This window comes from Algibacter sp., from assembly GCF_029245835.1.
Taxonomy (GTDB): Bacteria; Bacteroidota; Bacteroidia; order Flavobacteriales; family Flavobacteriaceae; genus Algibacter_B.
Window position 1 is genome coordinate 15816 of sequence record NZ_JAQWOO010000006.1, and the last position, 22231, is coordinate 38046.

Sequence of the window (22231 nt, forward strand, 5' to 3'; positions counted from 1 at the left end):
AAGATATTATTTGGTTCCTAAGTAAACAGGTCCTGTTATTGGATCTAATCCACTATTTCTTAAATTAATGATATAATAATATGTTCCGTTTGGTAATCTTCCATTATTACCGAAAGATGATTTAGTTGATGATCCATCCCATTTTCCAAATGCACCAAAAGCATTTCCTTCTCTTTCACTACCTAAAGTATATTCATTAGATTCATATACGAGGGCTCCCCAACGGTTAAATATTTTTACTTCAGCAACAAAACCACATAATGTTATACCCTCAATATCGAAGGTTTTATTAAAATCATCGCCGTTTGGAGTAATTGCTGTTGAAATACTAATATCCTTTTCTCCACAAGGCAATACTTTACAACTAGCATCAACAATCATAACAACATCTGTAATATTGATACAACCCGTTTGAAATCCAGTATATCTTAATACATATTGAATACCATCAGTATTAGGATTAAATGATTCTGAATAAGCAGCCTCTAAATTAGTAGGATCAAAAATACTACCATTTACAGTTGCTATTGGATTACCTTCAACAATTTCCCAGATACCTCCGTAAACATCATCGGCTAAGAAATTATCTAAATTTACAACACCATTATCAAAGCATATATCTTCAGCAACAACTTCATTCAATATTTCATCAAGCGCTACATTTAATGTTTGCGAATAAACTGCTTCATTATTACATGCATCTCTAACAGTCCATGTTCTTATAATTTGATAATCTGCAATTACACTTTCATCAAATGTATTTGTTTCATTAAAATCAATAATAACATTAGAAGAACAATTATCAGTAAACTCTACTTCAGGAGCTTCAGGTATAAAAGCACAACTTACATCAAGAGTAGCTTCAAAAGAAGAGGTTGGTGTTGGTGCTGTTGTATCCTGCACAGTAATTGTTTGAATATGTGTTGTTGTTAATCCACACTCATCTGTAGCTATCCAAGTTCTAACGATTTCATAATTTGAAGGACAATTTCCTTCAATTCTTGAATCACTTACACTTACCGTAGCATCACCACAGTTATCTGTTGCAGTTAATGTTAAAGCATCAGGAATACTGTCACATTCAACAGTTGTATCTCTTGGTAAAGATTCTACAAATGCTGGTGGTGTTGTATCTTGAACAATTATAATTTGAGTGTGTGTTGTTGTTAATCCACACTCATCTGTAGCAACCCAAGTACGAGCTAAAGTATAGCTATTGGGACAGTTTCCATCGGTTCTTGCATCACTAACCGAAACAGTAGCTGATCCACAAACATCTGTCGCCGTTAATATTTCAGGAACAGGAATTGCATCACATTGCGCAACTATTCTTGTAATAGGAAGTGTTTCAACAAATACTGGAGGCGTAGTATCTTGTACAGTAATTGTTTGAACATGCGTAGTTGTTAATCCACACTCGTCTGTAGCTGTATAAGAACGTTTTATTTCGTAGCTGTTTGGACAATTTCCATCAACTCTTTCATCATTTACAGTTACTCCAGCAGTACCACAATTATCTGATGCTGTTAAGACTTCTTCCTCCGGAATATTATCACACTCAACAACTGTATTAGCAGGAAGCGTTGTTTGATCAAATTCTGGAGCAGTAGTGTCTGAAAGTTCTATAAGTTGATTTTCATCAATTGAATTACCACAATTATCAGTAGCTGTCCAAGTTCTTGTTATTGTATAAGTACCAGGACAATCGCCATCGATTCTAACATCGTTGAATGTAATAACAGGATCTGAATCACAATTATCAGTTGCAGTTGCCATCCCAAAATTAATAGGACTTAAGTCATCACTACATTCTGCAGTTATATTTGCAGGTAATGACAATACTGGAGGTGTAGTATCTTTAACAGAATATGTATACACAAAAACAGATGCGTTACCAGCACAATCCGTATAGGTGAATGTATAAATTTTATCCCCTTCACATATAGGGTCTGTATTTTCTGTTATCACTGGTGTGATATCATTACCACATACATCGGTTACTACAGGTGCATTAGGTTGTGTGGCATCAGCAATACACTCAATAGTAGAACCCGCATTAGTAGGTACTACAGGGGCGGTTGTAACATCAATAGTGTAAGTATACACAAAAACAGATGCGTTACCAGCACAATCCGTATAGGTGAATGTATAAATTTTATCCCCTTCACATATAGGATCTGTATTTTCTGTTATCACTGGTGTGATATCATTACCACATACATCGGTTACTACAGGTGCAGTAGGTTGTGTGGCATCAGCAATACACTCAACAGTAGAACCCGCATTAGTAGGTACTACAGGGGCGGTTGTAACATCAATAGTGTAAGTATACACAAAAACAGATGCGTTACCAGCACAATCCGTATAGGTGAATGTGTAAATTTTATCGCCTTCACATATAGGGTCTGTATTTTCTGTTATCACTGGTGTGATATCATTACCACATACATCGGTTACTACAGGTGCATTAGGTTGTGTGGCATCAGCAATACACTCAACAGTAGAACCCGCATTAGTAGGTACTACAGGGGCGGTTGTAACATCAATAGTATAAGTATATTCCCAAACTCCAGCATTACCAGCACAATCTGTATAGGTGAATGTGTAAATTTTATCGCCTTCACATATAGGATCTGTATTTTCAGTCATAACTGGAATAACATCATCTCCATTAGCATCAACAACAACAGGAGGTATTGGAGCAGTAGCATCAGCAATACACTCTACGGTAGTGCCATCGCTAGCAGGAACTGTAAAAGGAGCTAATTCAATAGTATAAGTATAAGCCCAATCGGCAGAGTTACCCGCACAATCAATATAAGTAAATGTATAAACAATAGACCCTTGACAAACAGGAGTTGCAGATACAGTTGGGGCAGAAGGTGTTATCGCATTACCACAGTTATCTGTAACTGTAGGAGGTGTTGGCGCTATAGCATCAGCTAAATTATCAACAGTCTCTACACCATTACTTGGTAATATAAAAGGTGTTAAGTCAATAGTGTAAGTATACACATAAACAGATGCGTTACCAGCACAATCCGTATAGGTGAATGTATAAATTTTATCCCCTTCACATATAGGATCTGTATTTTCTGTTATCACTGGTGTGATATCGTTACCACATACATCGGTTACTACAGGTGCAGTAGGTTGTGTGGCATCAGCAATACAGTCTACTGTACTAGCTCCATCAGTTGCAGCAATAGTGAAAGTGGGTGTATCAATAGTATAAACGTAAGCCCACGTATCAGAGTTATTAGCACAATCCGTATACGTGTATGTATAGGTTCTAGTACCTTCACAAGTTAATGGATTGGGATTTTCGGTAATTACAGCTGCAGAAGGAGTTAAAGTGTTTCCACACACATCCGTTACAGCTGGTAATGTAAATGTTTCTGTAGCATCAGCAATACAATCTACTGTACTAGCTCCATCAGTTGCAGCAATAGTGAAAGCAGGCGTATCAATAGTATAAACGTAAGCCCACGTATCAGAGTTATTAGCACAATCCGTATACGTATAAGTATAGGTTCTAGTACCTTCACAAGTTAATGGATTGGGATTTTCGGTAATTACAGCTGCAGAAGGAGTTAAAGTGCTTCCACACACATTTGTTATAGTTGGTAAAACAATAGCTAAACCATCTGCATCAGCAATACAATCTACTGTACTAGCTCCATCAGCTGCAGCAATAGTGAAATCAGGTGTATCAATAGTATAAATAAAATCCCAAGTATCAGAGTTACCAGCGCAATCCGTATAAGTGTATGTATAGGTTCTAGTACCTTCGCAAGTTAAAGGATCAGGATTAAAAGTTATAATAGGGGCTGAAGGTGTTAAAGTATTATTACACGAATCTATTACGGTAGGAAAAATAACGCCTGAGCTGGTAGCGTCATTTCTACAATCTACTGTACTCGTACCATCAGTTGCAGCAATAGTGAAAGCAGGCGTAACAATTGTATAAACGTAAGCCCACGTATCAGAATTATTAGCACAATCTGTATACGTATAAGTATAGGTTCTAGTACCTTCACAAGTTAATGGATTGGGATTTTCGGTAATTACAGCTGCAGAAGGTGTTAAAGTGTTCCCACACGCATCTGTTACAGTTGGTAATGTAAATGTTTCAGTAGCATCAGCAATACAATCTACTGTACTAGCTCCATCTGATGGTAATGAAATTGATGTTGTATTAATAACCGTAATGGTTTGAACAAAATCACTAATTGTTACTCCACAAGCATCAGTAAAATTCCAAGTGTTTGTATATGTTCCAGAGCTTGGACATCCTGCATCAGGAATAAAAGATCCAGAGTTTTTTATAGGAGTAAATGTACATTTATTCGCAGCTGGTTCTAATGCTTGAGCACTAATTAAACCTGCGCTATCATTACATTGAATAGTTCTATCCAATATTCCTATTGTAGTTTGCCAATCTACAGTTGGTTGATTAACATTAATAACTAAAGGGTCTTCAACTCCAGAAACACTACAAGGATCTTCGGTAGCAGAACTAAGTGTTGATTGTTGTTGAGTATTTATTACCCCATTATAAGTCCCTTCAAATTGTACTTCAAATTGAAGATCACAATTCGTTTCTAAAAAGTAACAAGTATCTCTAATCTGTAAATCAAAATTTACATTAAATGAAGTACTTCCTGCTATTACTAAACTATCATCTACAAAAAACTCTATAAGGTTTGTCGTTTCATTATATTGATATGTCACACCAGTAACTGTAGGGTGTGGTAATGGTGTTGCAGTAGGAGGTAATGTAGATATTAATTGTGGAGGTAAAGTTTCAAAAATCCTTAAGTTTTTAGCATCATCATTACCTTTATTTGCAACATTAAAAGAAGAATTTATTATATCACCAGGACTAGGTGTGCCAGGAGATGTTACTATCACATTGATAGGCCCAAGATCTGGTTCCCAAACTTCAACTGATAAACCAAGCAAATATAATCCGTAAACCTCAAGATCTGAGGTAAGATTAAATGTTGCAGTGTTTTGACCATTTCCAATGACAGAGTTACTAGGATTTGATAATTCAAAAACGGCTGCATCAAAACCTAAAGTATTTGTACTAGCAGGGTTTCTGGTTGTGAAATCCGCATTATTTATAGTTATTCTACTATTAAAAAAGTTATCTTCTTCTCTAATCGGAGTTGTTGGATTGGTAGATAAATCAATAAAAGTACCAGAAGTGTCTTCAATTTGAAGCGCATCGCCTCCTAATGATTGATCACCTTCAAGAGCACCGATTAGAACTTTTGCATTTACATCACCAGAAGGTACTGTCTCAAAACCACTAAATACAATATCTCCTGAATCTGCAGCATCAACGTGGGCATAGCCATTAAATATAGAAATATTTTTTAAAGGCAAATCAGGGCTTTCATAGACAAAAACAATCTGCCAGCCACCAGACACACCAATTGGAGTACCAGAATGATCACTTAAGGAACCTATTTTTCCTTCTACATTAGCAACTTGATACGTTTGATAAGGATCTGCTAAATTATTTACTTCAGTAGTTATATCCTTTACACAAATATATGGCTCATTACTAAAGTGAGTATCTCTACCTCTATAAATAATTTCACTTCCAGTTGCTGTATAGGTTGTATAATCAGTTTCTCCTGGTAACATAAGCAGAACATCATTATAGTTCCAACTTGGTTGGTTATCAGATGCAAAATCAGGCCCTGGCTCTCTATCTGCAGCAGCCCAATACAAAAATACCTTTTTTAAGGTCAAGCAACCTGCACTAGGAGCTGGGTTATTAAAAGTTGCGCTACTAGAGTTAAAAGTATTAGCTCCTATACCTGTATTACCATCAATATCTACATAAACAAGATTATTATTAGAGGTATTATGATTATCAGTTCCACCTGTATAACTATCTGTGGCTGTTCTAGAAATAGTATTATTAGCTATAATAGTAAAATCACCATTTACAGCTTCACTAAACCTTGATGTAAAATCTACTGGTGAAGCAGTTGTTTGAGCTTGTGTAAAAGCAGATACTAAAAGTATAGCTACAAGTAGTACTTTGTAGAATATTATGGATTTTGTAAAAATTTTCATAAGCCTATTGCAATTAACTAATTAATATTTAGTAAATTTTATTTATTGTCCTTTTATAAATGGGTCAGGAATGTGTTCGTTTATTTTAACAATTTTTTTATCATCACTATTCGGTAACTGAGCTATGACTTTGCAAATATTCATAGAACCTAATCTAGCATTAGGATGAGATATTATCTTAGCTTTAAATTTGATTGATCTTTCACTGCTAAGGGTAACAGAGTTTAAAGTCTTATTCAAATCGTCACTTAATAGTTCAACAATAAGATTTTGATTGTTTTTTTTATCGCCACCATTTGTTTCTTCAACAATTGTTGAGAGGTTAATGGTTAATTCTTTGGTTGAAATATTTTTTAAGGATAAAATATGATAACGTGGTTTTTTTAAATCCGATTCAAAGCTATATTCGATGACTTCAAGTTGGAATAAGTCATTTTTACTATTATTATTTTGCTGAGCATTGGTGAGTAATAAAAAACAGCATGACAGGAGAAAAGTAAAAAATATATGAGTCGATTTATTTTTCATGATTTATATAATGTTATATATTAATTTTATTTAATAAAAACCAGAAAATCCCTGGCTACAATTAGTAACGAATGCTAACGTTTAATAAAAAATAATAAAAAATTGAGGGAAAAAATTGAGAGGGAAGAGCATTATAGTCTAATAATGCCATATTTACTTTTGAAATTAGATTCGGGGTCATAATTTTAAATTTATTGTAGGTAATACAAAAAAACATATATGTTATTAGTTGGTCAAATATACATGGTAAATCACATATATACTCGATAAAAAGCTAAAATAATCATTTAATCGTAATAATATGCGTTTTGTCGAATATTTTATTTTCAATATATTCGTAAACACTTAGTTATAAATGTTTTAAATAATTTAAACTATTATTTTACTATATAAAAATATGACCTACGATTAATTTGGTGTTCCTCAGGGGTACATTTAACACCATTAGTACATTTATTTAATAATTGACTTTCACCAAAACCAATAGAACTTTCTATGCGCTCAGCATTAATACCTCTCGATATTATATAATCTCGAGTAGATTTTGCTCTTCTATTTGATAGTTTGAGGTTGTAACTATCTTTACCACGGCTATCAGTATGAGATTCAATTTTTATTACCATGTCGGGCTTCAGTCTTAATATATCCACTACATTTTCAAGTTCATATTCTGCATCAGTTCTAATATTCCATTTATCATAATCGAAGAAAATAGGATTTATTAAAATTTGATTTCCTATTATAAGGGATTGTAAATAAATATTATGGTCATTAACCTTTTCTTTTTCCAGATTTGTTAATATGTCTTTATGATATTTTTTATAATCCGGCTTCTCAGCTAAAACCGTATATTGTTGATTACAATTAACTTCAAAATAATATTCCCCGTTTTCATTAGATTTTACTTGATTAATAACTTTTCCAGCTTTATTGATTAGCTTTATTGAAACATCTGCAAGAACTAAGTTAGATATACTGTCCATTGCTATTCCAGTTATCATTTGAGAACATTCAAATGCATTAAAACTATAAATATCGTCATTACCCTTTCCTCCTGGCCTGTTTGAAGAGAAGTACCCTGTTAGATTTTCTTTGTCTGACATTCCAAAAAAAGCAAAATCATCATATCCACTATTAAATGGTGCTCCTAAATTCTCTGGTTCAGCGATGGAATCTTTAATAAAATCTGATTTAAAAATATCTAATAATCCAAGGTTTAAACGACCATCTGAAGAAAAGTAAAGTATACTATCTTTACTTATAAATGGAAACATTTCACGTCCCTCGGTATTTACCTTTGATCCTAGATTTTTTGGTGTACTAAACTTATTATTTTCAAGTATATCTACTTCATAAATATCTGTTTGGCCAATACCACCTTTTCTATCTGATACAAAAAACAATTTTTTATTATCAGGACTTAAAGCAGGATGACCTGTTGAGTATACTTCATCATTAATTGATAATTCTTTAATATTTTCCCAATTACCATCTATAAGAGTTGCTTTATATATTTTTAAATGTGTTGTCCCTTTTTTGTCAAAATTTAATTTGTTTTTTCTTGTTACATTATCTCTAGTAAAATACATGGTTTTACCGTCGTTAGAAATAGCAACAGTTGCTTCGTGGTAATCTGAATTAATTTCTGAAGCACTAATCAAATTTGAAATACCAAATTCCAACTTTGAATCTTTTTCTTCAAAGGAAACTTGAAATAAATCTAAAAAAGGTTCTTTATTCCAACCATATTTTTTGGTTTTGTCAAGTCCTCTAGATGAGGCAAAATATAATCTATTATCATATATAAATGAACCAAAATCTGAGAATTCAGAGTTAATAGGTAAGTTTTCTATGCTAATAGATAATGATTCATTAACAGCATTTAAATCTTTATATTCTGATAAATTATCAGAATCATAATCTCTAACTCTACTGTCGTTATTTTGATTTTCTATAAATTTTTTCGTCCATACATCTGCTTCAGTATAATTACCAATACTTTTTAAAGATTGAATATATCTATATAAATGTTCTGTATCAATGTCAAATTTATTTACAGCTTTACTATACCAATAAGCAGCTTTTTCAGAATTAGAATTGTTATAATAACAATCACCCAAACGTGTTAAAACGTGCTCGCTTTCATCACCATCGTCAAATGCCTTTTTATATAATTCAGTAGCTTTAACATAGCCATAATTACTAAAAAATTTATCTGCTAACTTTTTTTGTGCAGATACAGTTCCAATAGTAAAAACTAATAGTATTATTAAAAAATTTGTTTTCATATTATTTTTTTTAAAAGAACCTAGGTGATTTAATTCGTTTACTTTTAAATAACTCATACATCAATAATATTTCATGTGTACCACTAGTATAGGCTCTTATCTCTGATATTGGATACTCATAGGCATAACCGATACGAACTTGTTTAGATACTTGAAAATCTGCAATACCACCCAAAGCAGCGGCAGATTCATTTATCCTGTAAGATGCTCCAAGCCAAAAGGTCTCATTAAATAAAAAATTTGCTGTAATATCGAAAGATAAAGGGGCCCCATTTGTTGCTTTAAGTAACATGGCAGGTTTAAATTTGGTAGTTGCACTTAAATCAAAAACATACCCTCCTGTAAAATAGTAACTAACGCGTTCTAGTGCAACATAATCAACTGAACCTGTTCTTCCTTTATTATAATCGGTATTAAGAATTCTAGGGGCAGAGAGCCCAATATACCAGCGATTGGAATGTAAAAAGGCACCAATTCCTAAATTAGGACTCCACCTGTTTGAGACGTCATCAAAAAATGGATCATTTATAACGGTTGGATCGTCTAAAAGCGATTGGTCTATATTATATTGAGTAAAACCTGCTTTCAAACCAAAAGCTAATTTCGCTTCTTTTCCTATTGGAAGTGTATATGAGAAATCACCGTAAAAATATGTGAAATTTTCATATCCTAATTCATCATTAATAAATGAGAAGCCTATTCCAACTCTATCATTTCTTAACGGGCTGTGTACGGAAATTGTTTGTGTTGTTGGTCCGCCTTCCAAACCAAGCCATTGGCTTCTATGTAAACCCACAACACTTAATGTTTCTCTACTTCCAGCATAAGCAGGATTTATAGAAATGGTATTATACATATACTGAGTAAATTGCGGTAGTTGTTGTGCAACTCCCATCCAGCAATTTGCTAGTATAAAAATAAATAAGTTAAATTTTAATGACTTCATAGTCTTTTAGATTTATTTAGTACCTACGTAAAATGCTTTAGCGAAAGGTTCTAATCCACTATTTTTTAAATTTATAATATAAAAATATGTTCCATTTGGTACTTTATCTGCTCTACCAACAGATGAATTATGAGCAAATCCATTCCAGTTATTTTGATAATTAGAATTGTCATAAATTTTTGCTCCCCAACGATTGAATATTTGTAATTCTACAGTAAAACCACAAGTTTCAACTCCTGAGATTGTAAAGAATTCATTATGTGTATCGCCATTTGGAGTAATTACTTTTGAAATAATTACATCTTCTCTTCCGCAAGGCAAAACAATACATTCATCATGAACTTCTATATTTACTTCGGTAGTATTTAAACAACCATTTTTAGAAATTGTATAACTAAACTTATAATTGCCTAGTACTACATTTTCAGGATCGAATATGCTTCCATTTAACCTTGCACTTCCTTCAATAACGATCCAATTTCCACCTGATTGATTATTTTCCAAGTAATCATCTAAGTTAATTGTTCCATTATCCGAGCAAGCTCTTTCACTAACAGAGGTTACAAAATCATTTAAAGTGACTGTAATTGTTTGGGTGAAAACTTTACTATTATTACAGCCGTCAGATACTGTCCAGGTTCTTACTATTTCATAATCTGACGGATTATTTTCATCGAAAGAATTAGTTTCTTCAAATACTTCTGTCACATTATCTGAACAATTATCAGTAAAAATTATAGTTGGTATTTCTGGTATATTTTCACAATTAACACTTAATAAAGGTTCGATGATAGTAGTTGGCTCAGGAGCTTTTGTATCTACAACTGTTATTGTTTGTATATGTGTTGTTATTAATCCATTTTGATCTGTAGCAACCCATTTACGTTCTAAAGAATAATTGTATAAGCATGAACCATCAGTTCTTGTCTCTGTAAAAATTACATCAACATCTCCACAAGGGTCTGTTGCAGTTAAGGTTGCTGTATCAGGAACATTGCTACATTCAACAGTTTCATCAGTTGGCAGCGTTTCAACAAATACAGGATTTATATTATCAATAACGGTTACAGCTTGTGTACAGCTGGTTTGTAATCCTGCGCCATCAGTTACCGTCCACGTTACGGTGGTGGTGCCTAATGGGAAGGCTGCTGGTGCATCATTCGTTACTGAAGCTACAGAACAATTATCTGCTGTTATTGGAGTACCTAAAACTACAGTCGTAGCCTCACAATTGGCATCTGCTACCGCATTGGTAATAGCTGCTGGACAGGTAATTGTTGGTGGGGTGGTATCAATAACCGTTACATCCTGTGTACAAGTCGTTTGTAATCCTGCGCCATCGGTTACCGTCCACGTGACTGTGGTGGTTCCTAATGGGAAGGCTGTTGGTGCATCATTCGATACATCTGCAACACTACAATTATCCGCTGTTGTTGGTGTGCCTAAGTTGACGGTCGTTGCTTCACAATTTGCATCTGCTACCGCATTGGTTATATCCGCTGGACAGGTGATTGTTGGTGGGGTGGTATCAATAACCGTTACCGCTTGTGTACAAGTCGTTTGTAATCCTGCGCCATCGGTTACCGTCCACGTTACTGTGGTGGTGCCTAATGGGAAGGCTGCTGGGGCATCATTCGTTACTGAAGCTACAGAACAATTATCTCCTGTTGTTGGTGTGCCTAAAGCTACGGTGGTAGCCTCACAATTGGCATCTGCTACCGCATTGGTAATAGCTGCTGGACAGGTGATTGTTGGTGGGGTGGTATCAATAACGGTTGAAACTTCATAACTATCTGAAATAGTACATCCATTTATATCAGTAACTGTAACTGTATATGTTCCATCAGAAAGATTTGATAAATCCTCTGAAGTTTCAGAATTACTCCAAGCAAATGTATAAGGAGAGGTTCCTCCAGAAACAGTAATATTTATTGTACCATTTGTATCTGATTCACATAAAACATCTGTTATAGTTCCCGTAAGTTCTAGATTATCTAAAACTATTGGATTATTCGTATTATAGCTAATACAATCATTAAAAATATTAGAAATAGCTAAATTATAGTTTCCTTCTGACAGTCCGTTAAAATTAGGATCGACCTGAAATGTATTTCCGTTATCTATAGAATATTCATATTCTGTACCTATGGGACTTGTTATTGAAATAGTAAAATCATCATTAGTAGATCCACAAGCAACTGCAAATTGAGGTTCGAGTGGTAAGTCAACGTAGGACAAAGTTACTGTGGCTTGATCACAGACTGAAGTATTTGGAGCTGGTAAACACACTTCATATTCAAAAGTAACATCGCCAGTAAAACCAAAACTAGGAACGAATGTATAGGAGCCATTTGTATTAAAAGTAAAAGATTGTCCAGCAGGAGTTGGACCAGATAATAAAGAGTAAGTTGAATTTTCAGGAACATTATTACTTTGGTCAACATTACCATTATAAACCCCATTAATACATTCAATATCTTGTTGATCTACAGCATATTTTTGTAACAAGAAAATCTTCCCATCACCATGATCACCTGAAGAAGCATTAAATTCTATTCTCGTGATTTTTGAACCGGTTGGAACAATATCACTAAGATAAAATAAGGCTATACCAATAGTTCCGTTATTTTCAACAACACGTTCTGTTTTCCAGTAGTCTGAATTAGCATTAGGTGCTTGATTCGGAGGGAACTTTGGCCCCCATTGTGTCGAAGTTGGTCTTACAAAGGTTTCTCCTAAAAATTGATTTGGAATTCCTGTTGTAGTTGTACCATATACAGCTATATGAAAACAGTTATTTACATTACGTTCTGTTACTGCTAATACACCACCCTCATTTGCTGGAATAGCGGGGTTATAAAATATACTTTGCTTTTGAGCATCTGTTGTGGAAACAGCTGCAAAATTATTACAAATATTACGTCCATTTCGATTAGATGTAAAGTAATGATTATTATTCTTATCTTGAAAGGCTGAAAGAGCAATAGTGTTCCAATTCGCCACATTACTTGAATTAGCAAGCGTGGTTCCATTTTCCAATATTCTATTAGGACTATGACCATCTGGACCTAATCTTGTCATTTCATATCCGGTAGGTACTACAAATGTATTATACACACTACCATCAATAGTAACCGATGCAATTGTAGCAGGGTCATTAGTATTAGTTTGTGTATCTGACCACTGAAATGTAACACCAGTTTGTATTGATGGTGATTGTTGCGCAAGTAACAAACCCGGCAAAATAATAACAAGGGCTAAAAAGATAGCTTTTGTAATGTTTAAGGCAGAAATATAACTGTAATTATTTTTCATATTATTTTAAATAAAACCTACATAATACTTATTGAAACAAGAATTAAATAGTTTGTAATCAAATGCTTAGCATTTCTTAGAACTAGTTATTTCGAATAACAACGTTATTTTTTAATAAAAAAGAGGGATATATTATTACCTTAAATGTAATAATAGAAAGATTAATACTTCTTTGATTTGGGTACATAATATTTTATTTTTTTCAAGTTAAAACTTGGTAGGTGGAACAAAAAACGTGATATCTTATTGTTTAAACAACTGTTAATGTGCTTGTTATAGATTTATTAATTTTTTAGATTTATAATTTTACTTATTTTTACATACATTTATTAAGCAAATAAAATTCTTTTTATCGAGAAAAACAACTTTTTATCGATAAAAAGTGCTTTTAATCGAATATTTTGAAGAAATTAATTTTAGTAAGACACGCAAAATCATCATGGGAATATGATGTAAAAGATCATCAAAGACCACTAAAAGATAGAGGGTATATTGATGCAAATCTAGTATCAAATACTATGAAATCAGTAGGTTTTATAGTTGATTCAGTAATTTCTAGTGATGCCGTACGCACAAAAACCACAGCAGAAATTTTTATTTCAAACTTAGAAATAGAAGAAAACATAGTAGAATTTAACTATAATCTATACGATTTTGCAGGAACTGATTTATTAAAAGTCATAACATCTTGTGATGACTCTATAAATACGCTTATGATTTTTGGTCATAATAATGCCTTAACAGCCTTTGTAAATACTTATGGTGATACATATATTGATAATGTTCCTACAAGTGGCATGGTAGCTATAGAATTTGATATCGATAAATGGAGCAAACTAAAACCAGGTAAAACTTATAAAACAATATTTCCAAGAGATTTAAAAGATTAAGAGTTTGCAATAGTTATCTCAAAAAGAAATGTTTAAATGTTATAATAGCTTAAAGCTGAAAACAAGTGTTTTTTATATAAATAGAATATATTTGTTAACTAGTTAGTGAAAGGAAAATATAATGACAAAAACTGAAAATCTGAATACAAATAGTTACGTAAATAGAGAGATTAGTTGGCTTCAATTCAATGCAAGAGTACTTCAAGAAGCATCAGATGAAACAGTTCCTTTGATAGAAAGATTACGCTTTTTAGGTATTTTCTCCAATAATCTAGATGAATTTTTTAAAGTACGCTACGCTACAGTTAAGCGTATTGTTGAGGCTGGTAAAGGTGGAAAAAGTGAATTAGGTGGTATTAAGGCAAAGGAACTGCTTGATATTATCACACAAATTGTTATTAAGCAACAAACCGAAAGTGTTGAGATTTTAAATACCATAGATAAAAAACTAAAAGAAGAAAATATTTATGTTATAGACGAAACTCAAATTGATGAAAAGCAAGACGAGTATCTGAAAGCTTATTTTTATAAAACGGTTAGTCCTGCATTAGTTACCATAATTCTTAATGACGCTGTAGTACTACCAAACCTAAAAGATAGTGCAGCATATTTGGCAGTAAGGATGCTTATGTCTGGCGATAAAAATCAATTTGCATTAATTGAAATACCAAAATCTGTAAATCGATTTATAGAACTTCCAAAACAAGGCGACAAGAATTACATAATAATGGTAGACGATTTATTGCGCTATTGTTTAGAAGATATTTTTAACATATTTGATTATAGTTCGATTTCTGCACACATGATTAAAATTACCAGAGATGGTGAGCTTGATTTTGAAAGTGATTTGAGTAAAAGTTTTATTGAGAAAATATCAGACAGTGTTAAAGATCGTCAAATAGGAGAACCCGTAAGGTTTGTTTATGATAAAACCATTCCTGAAGAAACATTACTATTTTTAATGTCTAAAATGAGTATTGATGATACAGATAGTATTATTCCAGGAGGGCGTTACCATAACAGACGTGATTATATGGGGTTTCCTAGTTTAGGCAGGACAGATCTTATGTATGAAAAAATTGAACCACTTCCTATTAAAGGTTTAAGTATGCAGGATAGTATCTTTAATGCGATTGCAGAAAAAGATTATTTACTTCATACGCCATATCAAACCTTCTCTTATGTGGTTAAGTTTTTAAGAGAAGCAGCTTTAGATCCAAAAGTAAAAACTATAAAAATTACAATTTACAGGTTAGCTGAAATTTCACATGTAGCAAGTTCACTTATAAATGCGGCAATAAATGGTAAATTAGTTACAGTTTCCATAGAACTTCGTGCAAGATTTGATGAGCAAGCAAATATCAATTATGCGCAACAAATGAAAGATGAGGGGGTCAATTTAATTTTTGGTGTTGCAGGTCTTAAAGTACATAGTAAAATGTGTGTTATTGAGCGTGAAGAAGGGAAAAAACTAAAACGCTATGGTTTTATTAGCACAGGTAATTTTAATGAGTCTACTGCTAAAATATATACAGATTACACGCTTTTCACATCTAATAAAAAGATTTTAAAGGATGTTAGTAAGATTTTTAATTTTTTTGATACAAACTATAGAATTTTTAAATACAGACACCTCATTGTCTCGCCACATTCCACAAAAAATGCTGTTTTTAAATTAATCAATAACGAAATAGAAAACGTAAAACAAGGTAAGGAGGGGCTTATTAGACTAAAAATGAATAGTATTTCAAGTTACCCAATGATTGATAAACTTTATGAAGCAAGTAGAGCTGGAGTTAAAATTCAAATGATTGTTAGAGGTATTTGCTGTTTAATCCCCGGTATTAAAGGCATGAGCGAAAATATTGAAGCTATTAGCGTTGTGGATAAATTTTTAGAACACTCAAGAATTTATATATTTGGTAACAACGGCGATTCAAAATTATACATTTCTTCAGCAGATTGGATGACTAGAAACATAGAAAATAGAGTAGAGGTAAGTTGTCCTATTTATGATGAAGACATAAAAAAAGAAATCATAGACACTTTTAATATCAGCTGGTGTGATAATGTTAAAGCTAGAATATTAAGCGACTCTCAAGAAAATGAATACAGAAAAAATGATATAGAAAAAGTGAGATCCCAATTTGCAACTTACGATTATTACTTAAAAAAAATAAAAGAATAGAATGCTTTCAATAAAAAAATATGCAGCCATCGATATTGGTTCAAATGCCGTAAGATTACTTATTTCAAATATCATTGAACAAAAAGGGAAACCCGTTCAATTTAAAAAAAACTCTCTGGTTCGTGTTCCTATTCGTTTAGGAGCAGATGTTTTTATAAAGAATAAAATTTCTAAAGAAAACACACAACGTATTTTAGATACTATGCTGGCATTTAGATTGATTATGAAATCTCACAAGGTACTTAAATACAAAGCTTGTGCTACATCTGCGATGCGAGAATCTGCTAATGGCAAAAAAATAGTAGACTTAGTTTTAGAGCATGCCGGAATAAGTATTGATGTTATTGATGGCGAAGAAGAAGCTGCTATAATTGCTGCAACTGATTTAAACAAGTTTATCGATCCAAATAAAACATATTTATATGTAGATGTTGGTGGTGGAAGTACAGAGTTTACAATTATTTACCAAGGCAGTCAAGTAGCTTCTAGATCTTTTAAAATAGGAACCGTAAGATTATTGAACGATATGGTTAAAAAAGAAACCTGGCAAGAATTGCAAGAGTGGATTGGAAATCATGTAAAAGCGTATGATAAAATAGATGTTTTAGGATCTGGTGGAAACATTAATAAAATCTTTAAAGTCTCAGGGAAAGCCATGGGGAAACCACTTTCTTTTTTTTATATGACCTCCTATTACAATATGCTTCAAACCTATTCTTATGAAGAGCGAATAACCGAATTATCATTAAATCAAGATAGAGCAGATGTTATTATTCCTGCTATGCGTATTTATCTTTCGGCTATGAAATGGAGTGGCGCAAAAAACATCTATGTACCTAAAATTGGGCTTGCAGATGGTATTATAAAAAGCATCTACTATGATACGGTTTCTAGCAATACACAGTAAAATTTTGCACTTTAACTTGTATACTTGTTGGTTTTTAAATTTATAATATATATTCGTACCTGCATAATTACTATTAATAATAACCCAAATCTATTAATATTGAAATAAGCCTATATACACTGTTGCCCTCAACTTCACTATATTTTGGCAAATGACATCTGATAGATTAAATTAAAAATAAATAAACAGATGAAAAAATTACTACTATTAACAGTATTATTTGGTTTTTCATTTCATGGATTTTCTCAAGATAACGAAACCATTACAGCTTCAGAAAAAGTTATAGATTCTGCAAAGGTTCAAGAAAAATGGTCTGCATCAAGTGGCATAAAATATGGTATTAGAGGTGGTTACACTATTTCTCACTTAGATTTTGAAACAGACCCTATGGGTGAAAACAAACATAGAAACAGTATGTATGTTGGTTTTTTTGCAAGTATTGGTTTATCTAGAACATTATCTTTAATGCCAGAAATACAGTTTTCTGCTGAAGGTGCAAATGCCGAACCTCTGCATTTAGATTATATTCAAATGCCTGTTTTATTTAGATTCAGGTTTAGTGAAAAATTCCACGCAGGACTAGGTCCGCAAATTGGATTGAAGGTTCATAAAACAGATGATGGCTTGAAAAATCTAGGGTATTCAGCAGTTATTGGTGCCGACTATAAAATTAACTATGCACTTTTTGTGGATGTTAGATATAACTATGGTATTAGAAATGTTTTTGATGAGGTATCAGGTATTGTTGCAAAAAATAGAACTATTCAATTAGGTGTTGGTTATAAGTTCTAATATGGTTTTAACCGTGAATAGCTTCGCTAGTTCCTAAATTACTTATAATTTTACTCTCATATTCAAGAAGTTGCTGCCATTTGGTATCAACTTCTTTTTTTTCGCCATATTGTCTCGCAAAACCTAAAAACATGGTATAATGGTTGGCTTCGCTTACCATCAGATTCCTATAAAACTCCGCTAATTCTTTATCTTCTAGTGCTTCTGAAAGTAGTCTAAAACGCTCGCAACTTCTTGCTTCTATTAAGGCAGCGTATAATAAACGATGGACCAATTGTGTGGTTCTACTTCCCCCTTTAGGGAAAAACTTTAAAAGCTCTATCACATAATCATCGCGTCTGTCTCTGCCTAAAGTCCAGCCACGTGCTATAATTTTATCATGCACCATTTTAAAATGACTGATTTCTTCTTTTACTAGAGCCACCATCTCTTGAACCAACTCTGTATATTCAGGAAAACTCACTATTAGCGAAATAGCTGTACTGGTTGCTTTTTGTTCGCAAAAAGCATGGTCGGTAAGAATTTCTTCAATATTTTTTTCAACAATATTTACCCATCGAGGGTCTGTCGGTAATTTTAATCCTAGCATAAGTTTTATTATAATTAACTAATTTAACAATAAATATAACATAACTAATTTGTTGTTAAACCACATCTTAAATATCTAAATCGAAAGTTTTTCTTAAAAGATCAATGTTGGGATTTTTCTCTTTTAATTTTTCAAATTTATCAGCAGCAGTGTACGCATATTTCTTCTCCATAACCTCGTTTACTGCTATAGATAAATTAATATCGTAATTACTCAAGGTCTTTCTTATATACGCTAACAAATCGTATTGTTGGCGCTCCAATTCCACTTTATTTGTAGCATTAGGAAACTCTAAATGAATGGTATTACCCTTTATTTTCGGTGTATCAATGGATAAAATGGATGCTAAATTATGCTTGCCCTTTTCTCTTAATTTTTCTATAAACGTATTCCAAGCAGTAAAAAAATCTTTATCAATAAAAGGTTCTGATGGTAAGTTTTCCTCATCAATAACCACATCCATTTGTTTAATAAGATGTTCTTTTTTTGCTCTGATACTTGATAAAGAAAGTCCGGATGCGCGTTTAGATTCTTGTTTTAAAACAATTTTTGGAGGTTCTTTTACCTGAAGTTGTTTAATAACTTTAGGTACTTTTTCTGTAGGTTCTGATAATTCTTTTTTCGCTTCTGCGGAAGTGTTAGCGTTTTCAGTTTTATTAGGAATGGTAACCGGAATAGGAGTAATACCCTTTTTTCTGAAGTAAGCTGTTGGAATTATGTAATGTTTGCTATTTTTTTTTTCTCCATCATAAGTGATAGAGGCAAGCTGCATTAAAGTCAATTCAACAAGTAAGCGTTGATTTTTGCTTGTTTTATATTTGAGGTCACAATCGTTAGCCAGATTAATGCCTTGCATGAGAAACTCTTGGGAGGCTTTTTTAGATTGCTCTAAGTATTTTGCTTGTGTTTGCTCGCCAACCTCAAGAAGTTCTATAGTCTCGGGGGTTTTACTAACTAGTAAATCTCTAAAATGAGACGCTAATCCAGCAATAAAATGATGCCCATCAAAACCTTTTGAAAGCGTATTATTAAATTGAAGCAATAATTCTGGAATCTTATTTTCTAAAATAAGGTTGGTACTTGTAAAATAGGTCTCGTAATCAAGCACGTTTAAATTCTCTGTAACGGCTTGTCTGCTTAGGTTTTTACCAGAAAAGCTGACTACACGATCAAAAATAGATAGCGCGTCACGCATGGCGCCATCAGCTTTTTGGGCTATAATATGCAACGCATCATCTTCCGCAGTAACACCTTGTTCTCCAGCAATATATTTTAAATAAGCCTTAGCATCTTTAACCGTTATACGTTTGAAATCAAAAATTTGACAACGCGATAATATGGTTGGAATGATTTTATGTTTTTCGGTAGTTGCTAAAATAAAAATACAATGCTTAGGAGGCTCTTCTAAGGTTTTAAGAAACGCATTAAAAGCAGCTTGAGAGAGCATGTGTACCTCATCAATAATATACACTTTGTATTTCCCAACTTGTGGCGGGATACGAACTTGGTCGGTTAAACTTCTAATATCGTCAACTGAATTGTTTGAAGCTGCATCGAGTTCAAAAATATTGAATGCAAAATCTTCATCGCCAGTTTCGTTACCATCGCTATTAATCATTTTAGCCAAAATACGGGCGCAGGTAGTTTTACCAACACCACGAGGGCCTGTAAATAATAAAGCTTGTGCTAAATGATTGTTTTCAATGGCATTCAATAAGGTGTTTGTAATAGCCTGCTGACCCACGACGTCTTTAAACGTTTGGGGTCTGTATTTTCTAGCCGATACTACAAAGTGTTCCAATTTTTCTGAATTTAGTCCAGCATCTTCTGATGCTTATTGAATAGTAACAAAGTTAAAAATTCAGTTTTGAATTTAGAATTTTGAACTGGAAATTTAATAGGAGTTATTAACAAAAATAAACCATTTATAATGAATGGATTTGTGCTATTTATTTGATAAAATATATGATTTTGTTTAAAAATTGATAAAATTGATTGAAACTAAACTCTATCTTTACCTTACCTATAACAAATCAAAATGAATAGTTCTGAAAAAAACGCATTAAAAAATGAACTGCACTATGATAAAATATATAGTGACATTAACATTTAATACATTCTAAATAAAATTAAAAATTTAGAAGGTTTTATGTATGATGCAACACGAACTGATACAAGTTGGGTTGGGCTATATCACGGAAATTTTCAAAATGAATTAAAAGGTAAAAAAATTCTAGAATTAGGATGTGGAGATTGTGCAAATGCGGCGGTAATGGCAGCTTTTGGTGCGGAAGTTTATGCTAATGATATTTCTCAAAAACCGGGTGAAATCATTAATAAACTTAATACAAGTCATAAATTTGAATTTGAAATTAAATTTATTAAAGGAGACTTTTTAAAGGCTGATATAAAAAATAATTTTTATGATATTGTTATTGGAAAAGCTTTTGTGCACCACCTAACTCATGATCAGGAAGTTAAATTTACTAAAAAAATTGTTTCCATACTAAAGGCAAATGGTTTAGTAAGATATTTTGAACCTGCTATAAACAATAAGTTTTTAGACCATTTAAGATGGTTAACGCCTGTACCAGGTAGACCTTCAAAATTTCAAAGAAGAAAGTTTGAACAATGGCGAATAAATGACCCACATCCAGAAAGAGATAATTCTTCTAAGCATTATGAAAAAATTGGTAAGAAATACTTTGAAGAGACTAGAATAGTTCCTATAGGCACAATTGAAAGATTTCATAGAATACTTCCGAAAAAATATAGTAGAAGATTTAGAAGATTTGCTTTTAAGTTTGAAAGAAAGCTTCCTAAATCAATAAATTTATCCTTAACAAGAAGTCATTTAATAGAATATAAAATACCTAAAAAGCAAAAGGGAACATAAAACTTCCATTTAAAGTATAAACTAGCAAGTAATAGAGTTTTAAGGATAGTTTCGAAATATTTATATTCATGAGTTCACTAATTTAAAATAAAACTCACTAATAAAACCCCGCATCGACTATAGGAACGCGGATTTGTAGCCCTTCGACTCCGCTCAGAAGAAAACTTCAAGCCTAATCCCTATGAAAAGCTATTGGGGGTAGGTAACACCCAAATGTTTAAATATATTTAGATTATAGTTTTAGTTTATTGTAATTTTGTGATTAAGTAAATCGCCTTATCGCTTCTTGATTTAATTAAGAGGAGGAAAGTCCGAACACCGTAGTGCAACATAGTGGCTAATAACCACCAGCCGTGAGGTTAGGAAAAGTGCAACAGAAAGTATGTACAGGTCATGCTGTAGTGAAACCAGGTAAACTCTATGTGGTGCAATGTCATGTAAACCAACGTCCCGATGGGAGAGGGCTGCACGCTCAATGTTGGAGGGTAGGCAGCTAAAGTGTATGGGTAACTATGCACGTAGATAAATGATAAGGGTGTTTTGAACCTTATTTGGAGAGATCCTGAAACAAGTTCAGGACATACAGAATTCGGCTTATAGATTTACTTAGATATAAACAACCCTTCTTGTATTTCAAGAAGGGTTTGCTGTTAAGAAAAGACACTATCCTAAAAAGTGTGTAAGTTCAAAATTTCAGGGTTAAATTATTTATAGTTTAATCCTGTTTTCAAATATAGCTAAAAATTGGTTGAGTATAATTCCCCAATTTCTAACAGGCATTATCCATTTTTTAGTG

At 32.7% G+C, this 22231-nt stretch carries 12 protein-coding genes and 1 other RNA gene; 6 read left to right on the plus strand and 7 right to left on the minus strand.

All coding sequences use genetic code 11. The features are described 5' to 3' along the window. Window positions 1-6: 6 nt before the first annotated feature. From P8K68_RS00785 to P8K68_RS00805, 5 genes are all read right to left on the minus strand, one after another. Window positions 7-6096, minus strand: coding sequence for a gliding motility-associated C-terminal domain-containing protein (locus tag P8K68_RS00785; RefSeq protein ID WP_300247234.1), 6090 nt, complete (start codon window positions 6094-6096; stop codon window positions 7-9). A gap of 42 nt (window positions 6097-6138) precedes the next feature. After that, the gene (locus tag P8K68_RS00790; protein ID WP_300247235.1) at window positions 6139-6624 is read right to left on the minus strand and encodes a hypothetical protein; all 486 of its coding nucleotides are present in this window, start codon (window positions 6622-6624) and stop codon (window positions 6139-6141) included. Between the two features lie 377 nt (window positions 6625-7001). Next, a complete protein-coding gene (locus tag P8K68_RS00795; RefSeq protein ID WP_300247237.1) occupies window positions 7002-8912 on the minus strand; it encodes an OmpA family protein in 1911 nt (636 codons plus the stop codon). A 10-nt stretch (window positions 8913-8922) separates the two neighbouring features. Further along, complete coding sequence (locus P8K68_RS00800; RefSeq protein WP_300247239.1) at window positions 8923-9858, minus strand: type IX secretion system membrane protein PorP/SprF; 936 nt, start codon at window positions 9856-9858, stop codon at window positions 8923-8925. Window positions 9859-9870: 12 nt separating this feature from the next. Then, window positions 9871-13173: an HYR domain-containing protein gene (locus P8K68_RS00805; RefSeq protein WP_300247241.1), complete on the minus strand. Its 3303-nt coding sequence runs from the start codon at window positions 13171-13173 to the stop codon at window positions 9871-9873. 401 nt (window positions 13174-13574) lie between these two features. Between P8K68_RS00805 and P8K68_RS00810 the strand changes: the two genes are divergently transcribed. From P8K68_RS00810 to P8K68_RS00825, 4 genes are all read left to right on the plus strand, one after another. After that, a complete protein-coding gene (locus tag P8K68_RS00810; RefSeq protein WP_300247243.1) occupies window positions 13575-14063 on the plus strand; it encodes a histidine phosphatase family protein in 489 nt (162 codons plus the stop codon). Between the two features lie 121 nt (window positions 14064-14184). Then, window positions 14185-16251 (plus strand): polyphosphate kinase 1, encoded by a 2067-nt coding sequence (gene ppk1 / locus P8K68_RS00815; RefSeq protein WP_300247244.1) that lies wholly within the window; start codon window positions 14185-14187, stop codon window positions 16249-16251. A gap of 1 nt (window position 16252) precedes the next feature. Further along, window positions 16253-17158, plus strand: a complete 906-nt coding sequence (locus tag P8K68_RS00820) for a rod shape-determining protein (RefSeq protein WP_300247246.1) — start codon at window positions 16253-16255, stop codon at window positions 17156-17158. 189 nt (window positions 17159-17347) lie between these two features. Then, window positions 17348-17950, plus strand: coding sequence for an outer membrane beta-barrel protein (locus P8K68_RS00825; protein ID WP_300247248.1), 603 nt, complete (start codon window positions 17348-17350; stop codon window positions 17948-17950). Window positions 17951-17957: 7 nt separating this feature from the next. Here P8K68_RS00825 and P8K68_RS00830 read toward each other — a convergent pair whose 3' ends face one another. Together P8K68_RS00830 and dnaX are read right to left on the minus strand one after the other, a co-directional pair. Next, a complete protein-coding gene (locus P8K68_RS00830; RefSeq protein WP_300247250.1) occupies window positions 17958-18539 on the minus strand; it encodes a tRNA-(ms[2]io[6]A)-hydroxylase in 582 nt (193 codons plus the stop codon). A gap of 67 nt (window positions 18540-18606) precedes the next feature. Further along, on the minus strand, window positions 18607-20340 hold the full coding sequence (gene dnaX, locus P8K68_RS00835) for a DNA polymerase III subunit gamma/tau (protein WP_300247252.1): 1734 nt from the start codon (window positions 20338-20340) through the stop codon (window positions 18607-18609). A gap of 348 nt (window positions 20341-20688) precedes the next feature. Here dnaX and P8K68_RS00840 point away from each other — a divergent pair, with 348 nt between their 5' ends. Together P8K68_RS00840 and rnpB are read left to right on the plus strand one after the other, a co-directional pair. Continuing rightward, window positions 20689-21435 carry a class I SAM-dependent methyltransferase gene (locus tag P8K68_RS00840; RefSeq protein ID WP_300247253.1) on the plus strand — a complete coding sequence of 249 codons (747 nt, stop codon included), beginning with the start codon at window positions 20689-20691 and terminating at the stop codon, window positions 21433-21435. 263 nt (window positions 21436-21698) lie between these two features. Further along, window positions 21699-22048, plus strand: an RNA gene (gene rnpB / locus P8K68_RS00845) — RNase P RNA component class A. Window positions 22049-22231: the final 183 nt, after the last annotated feature.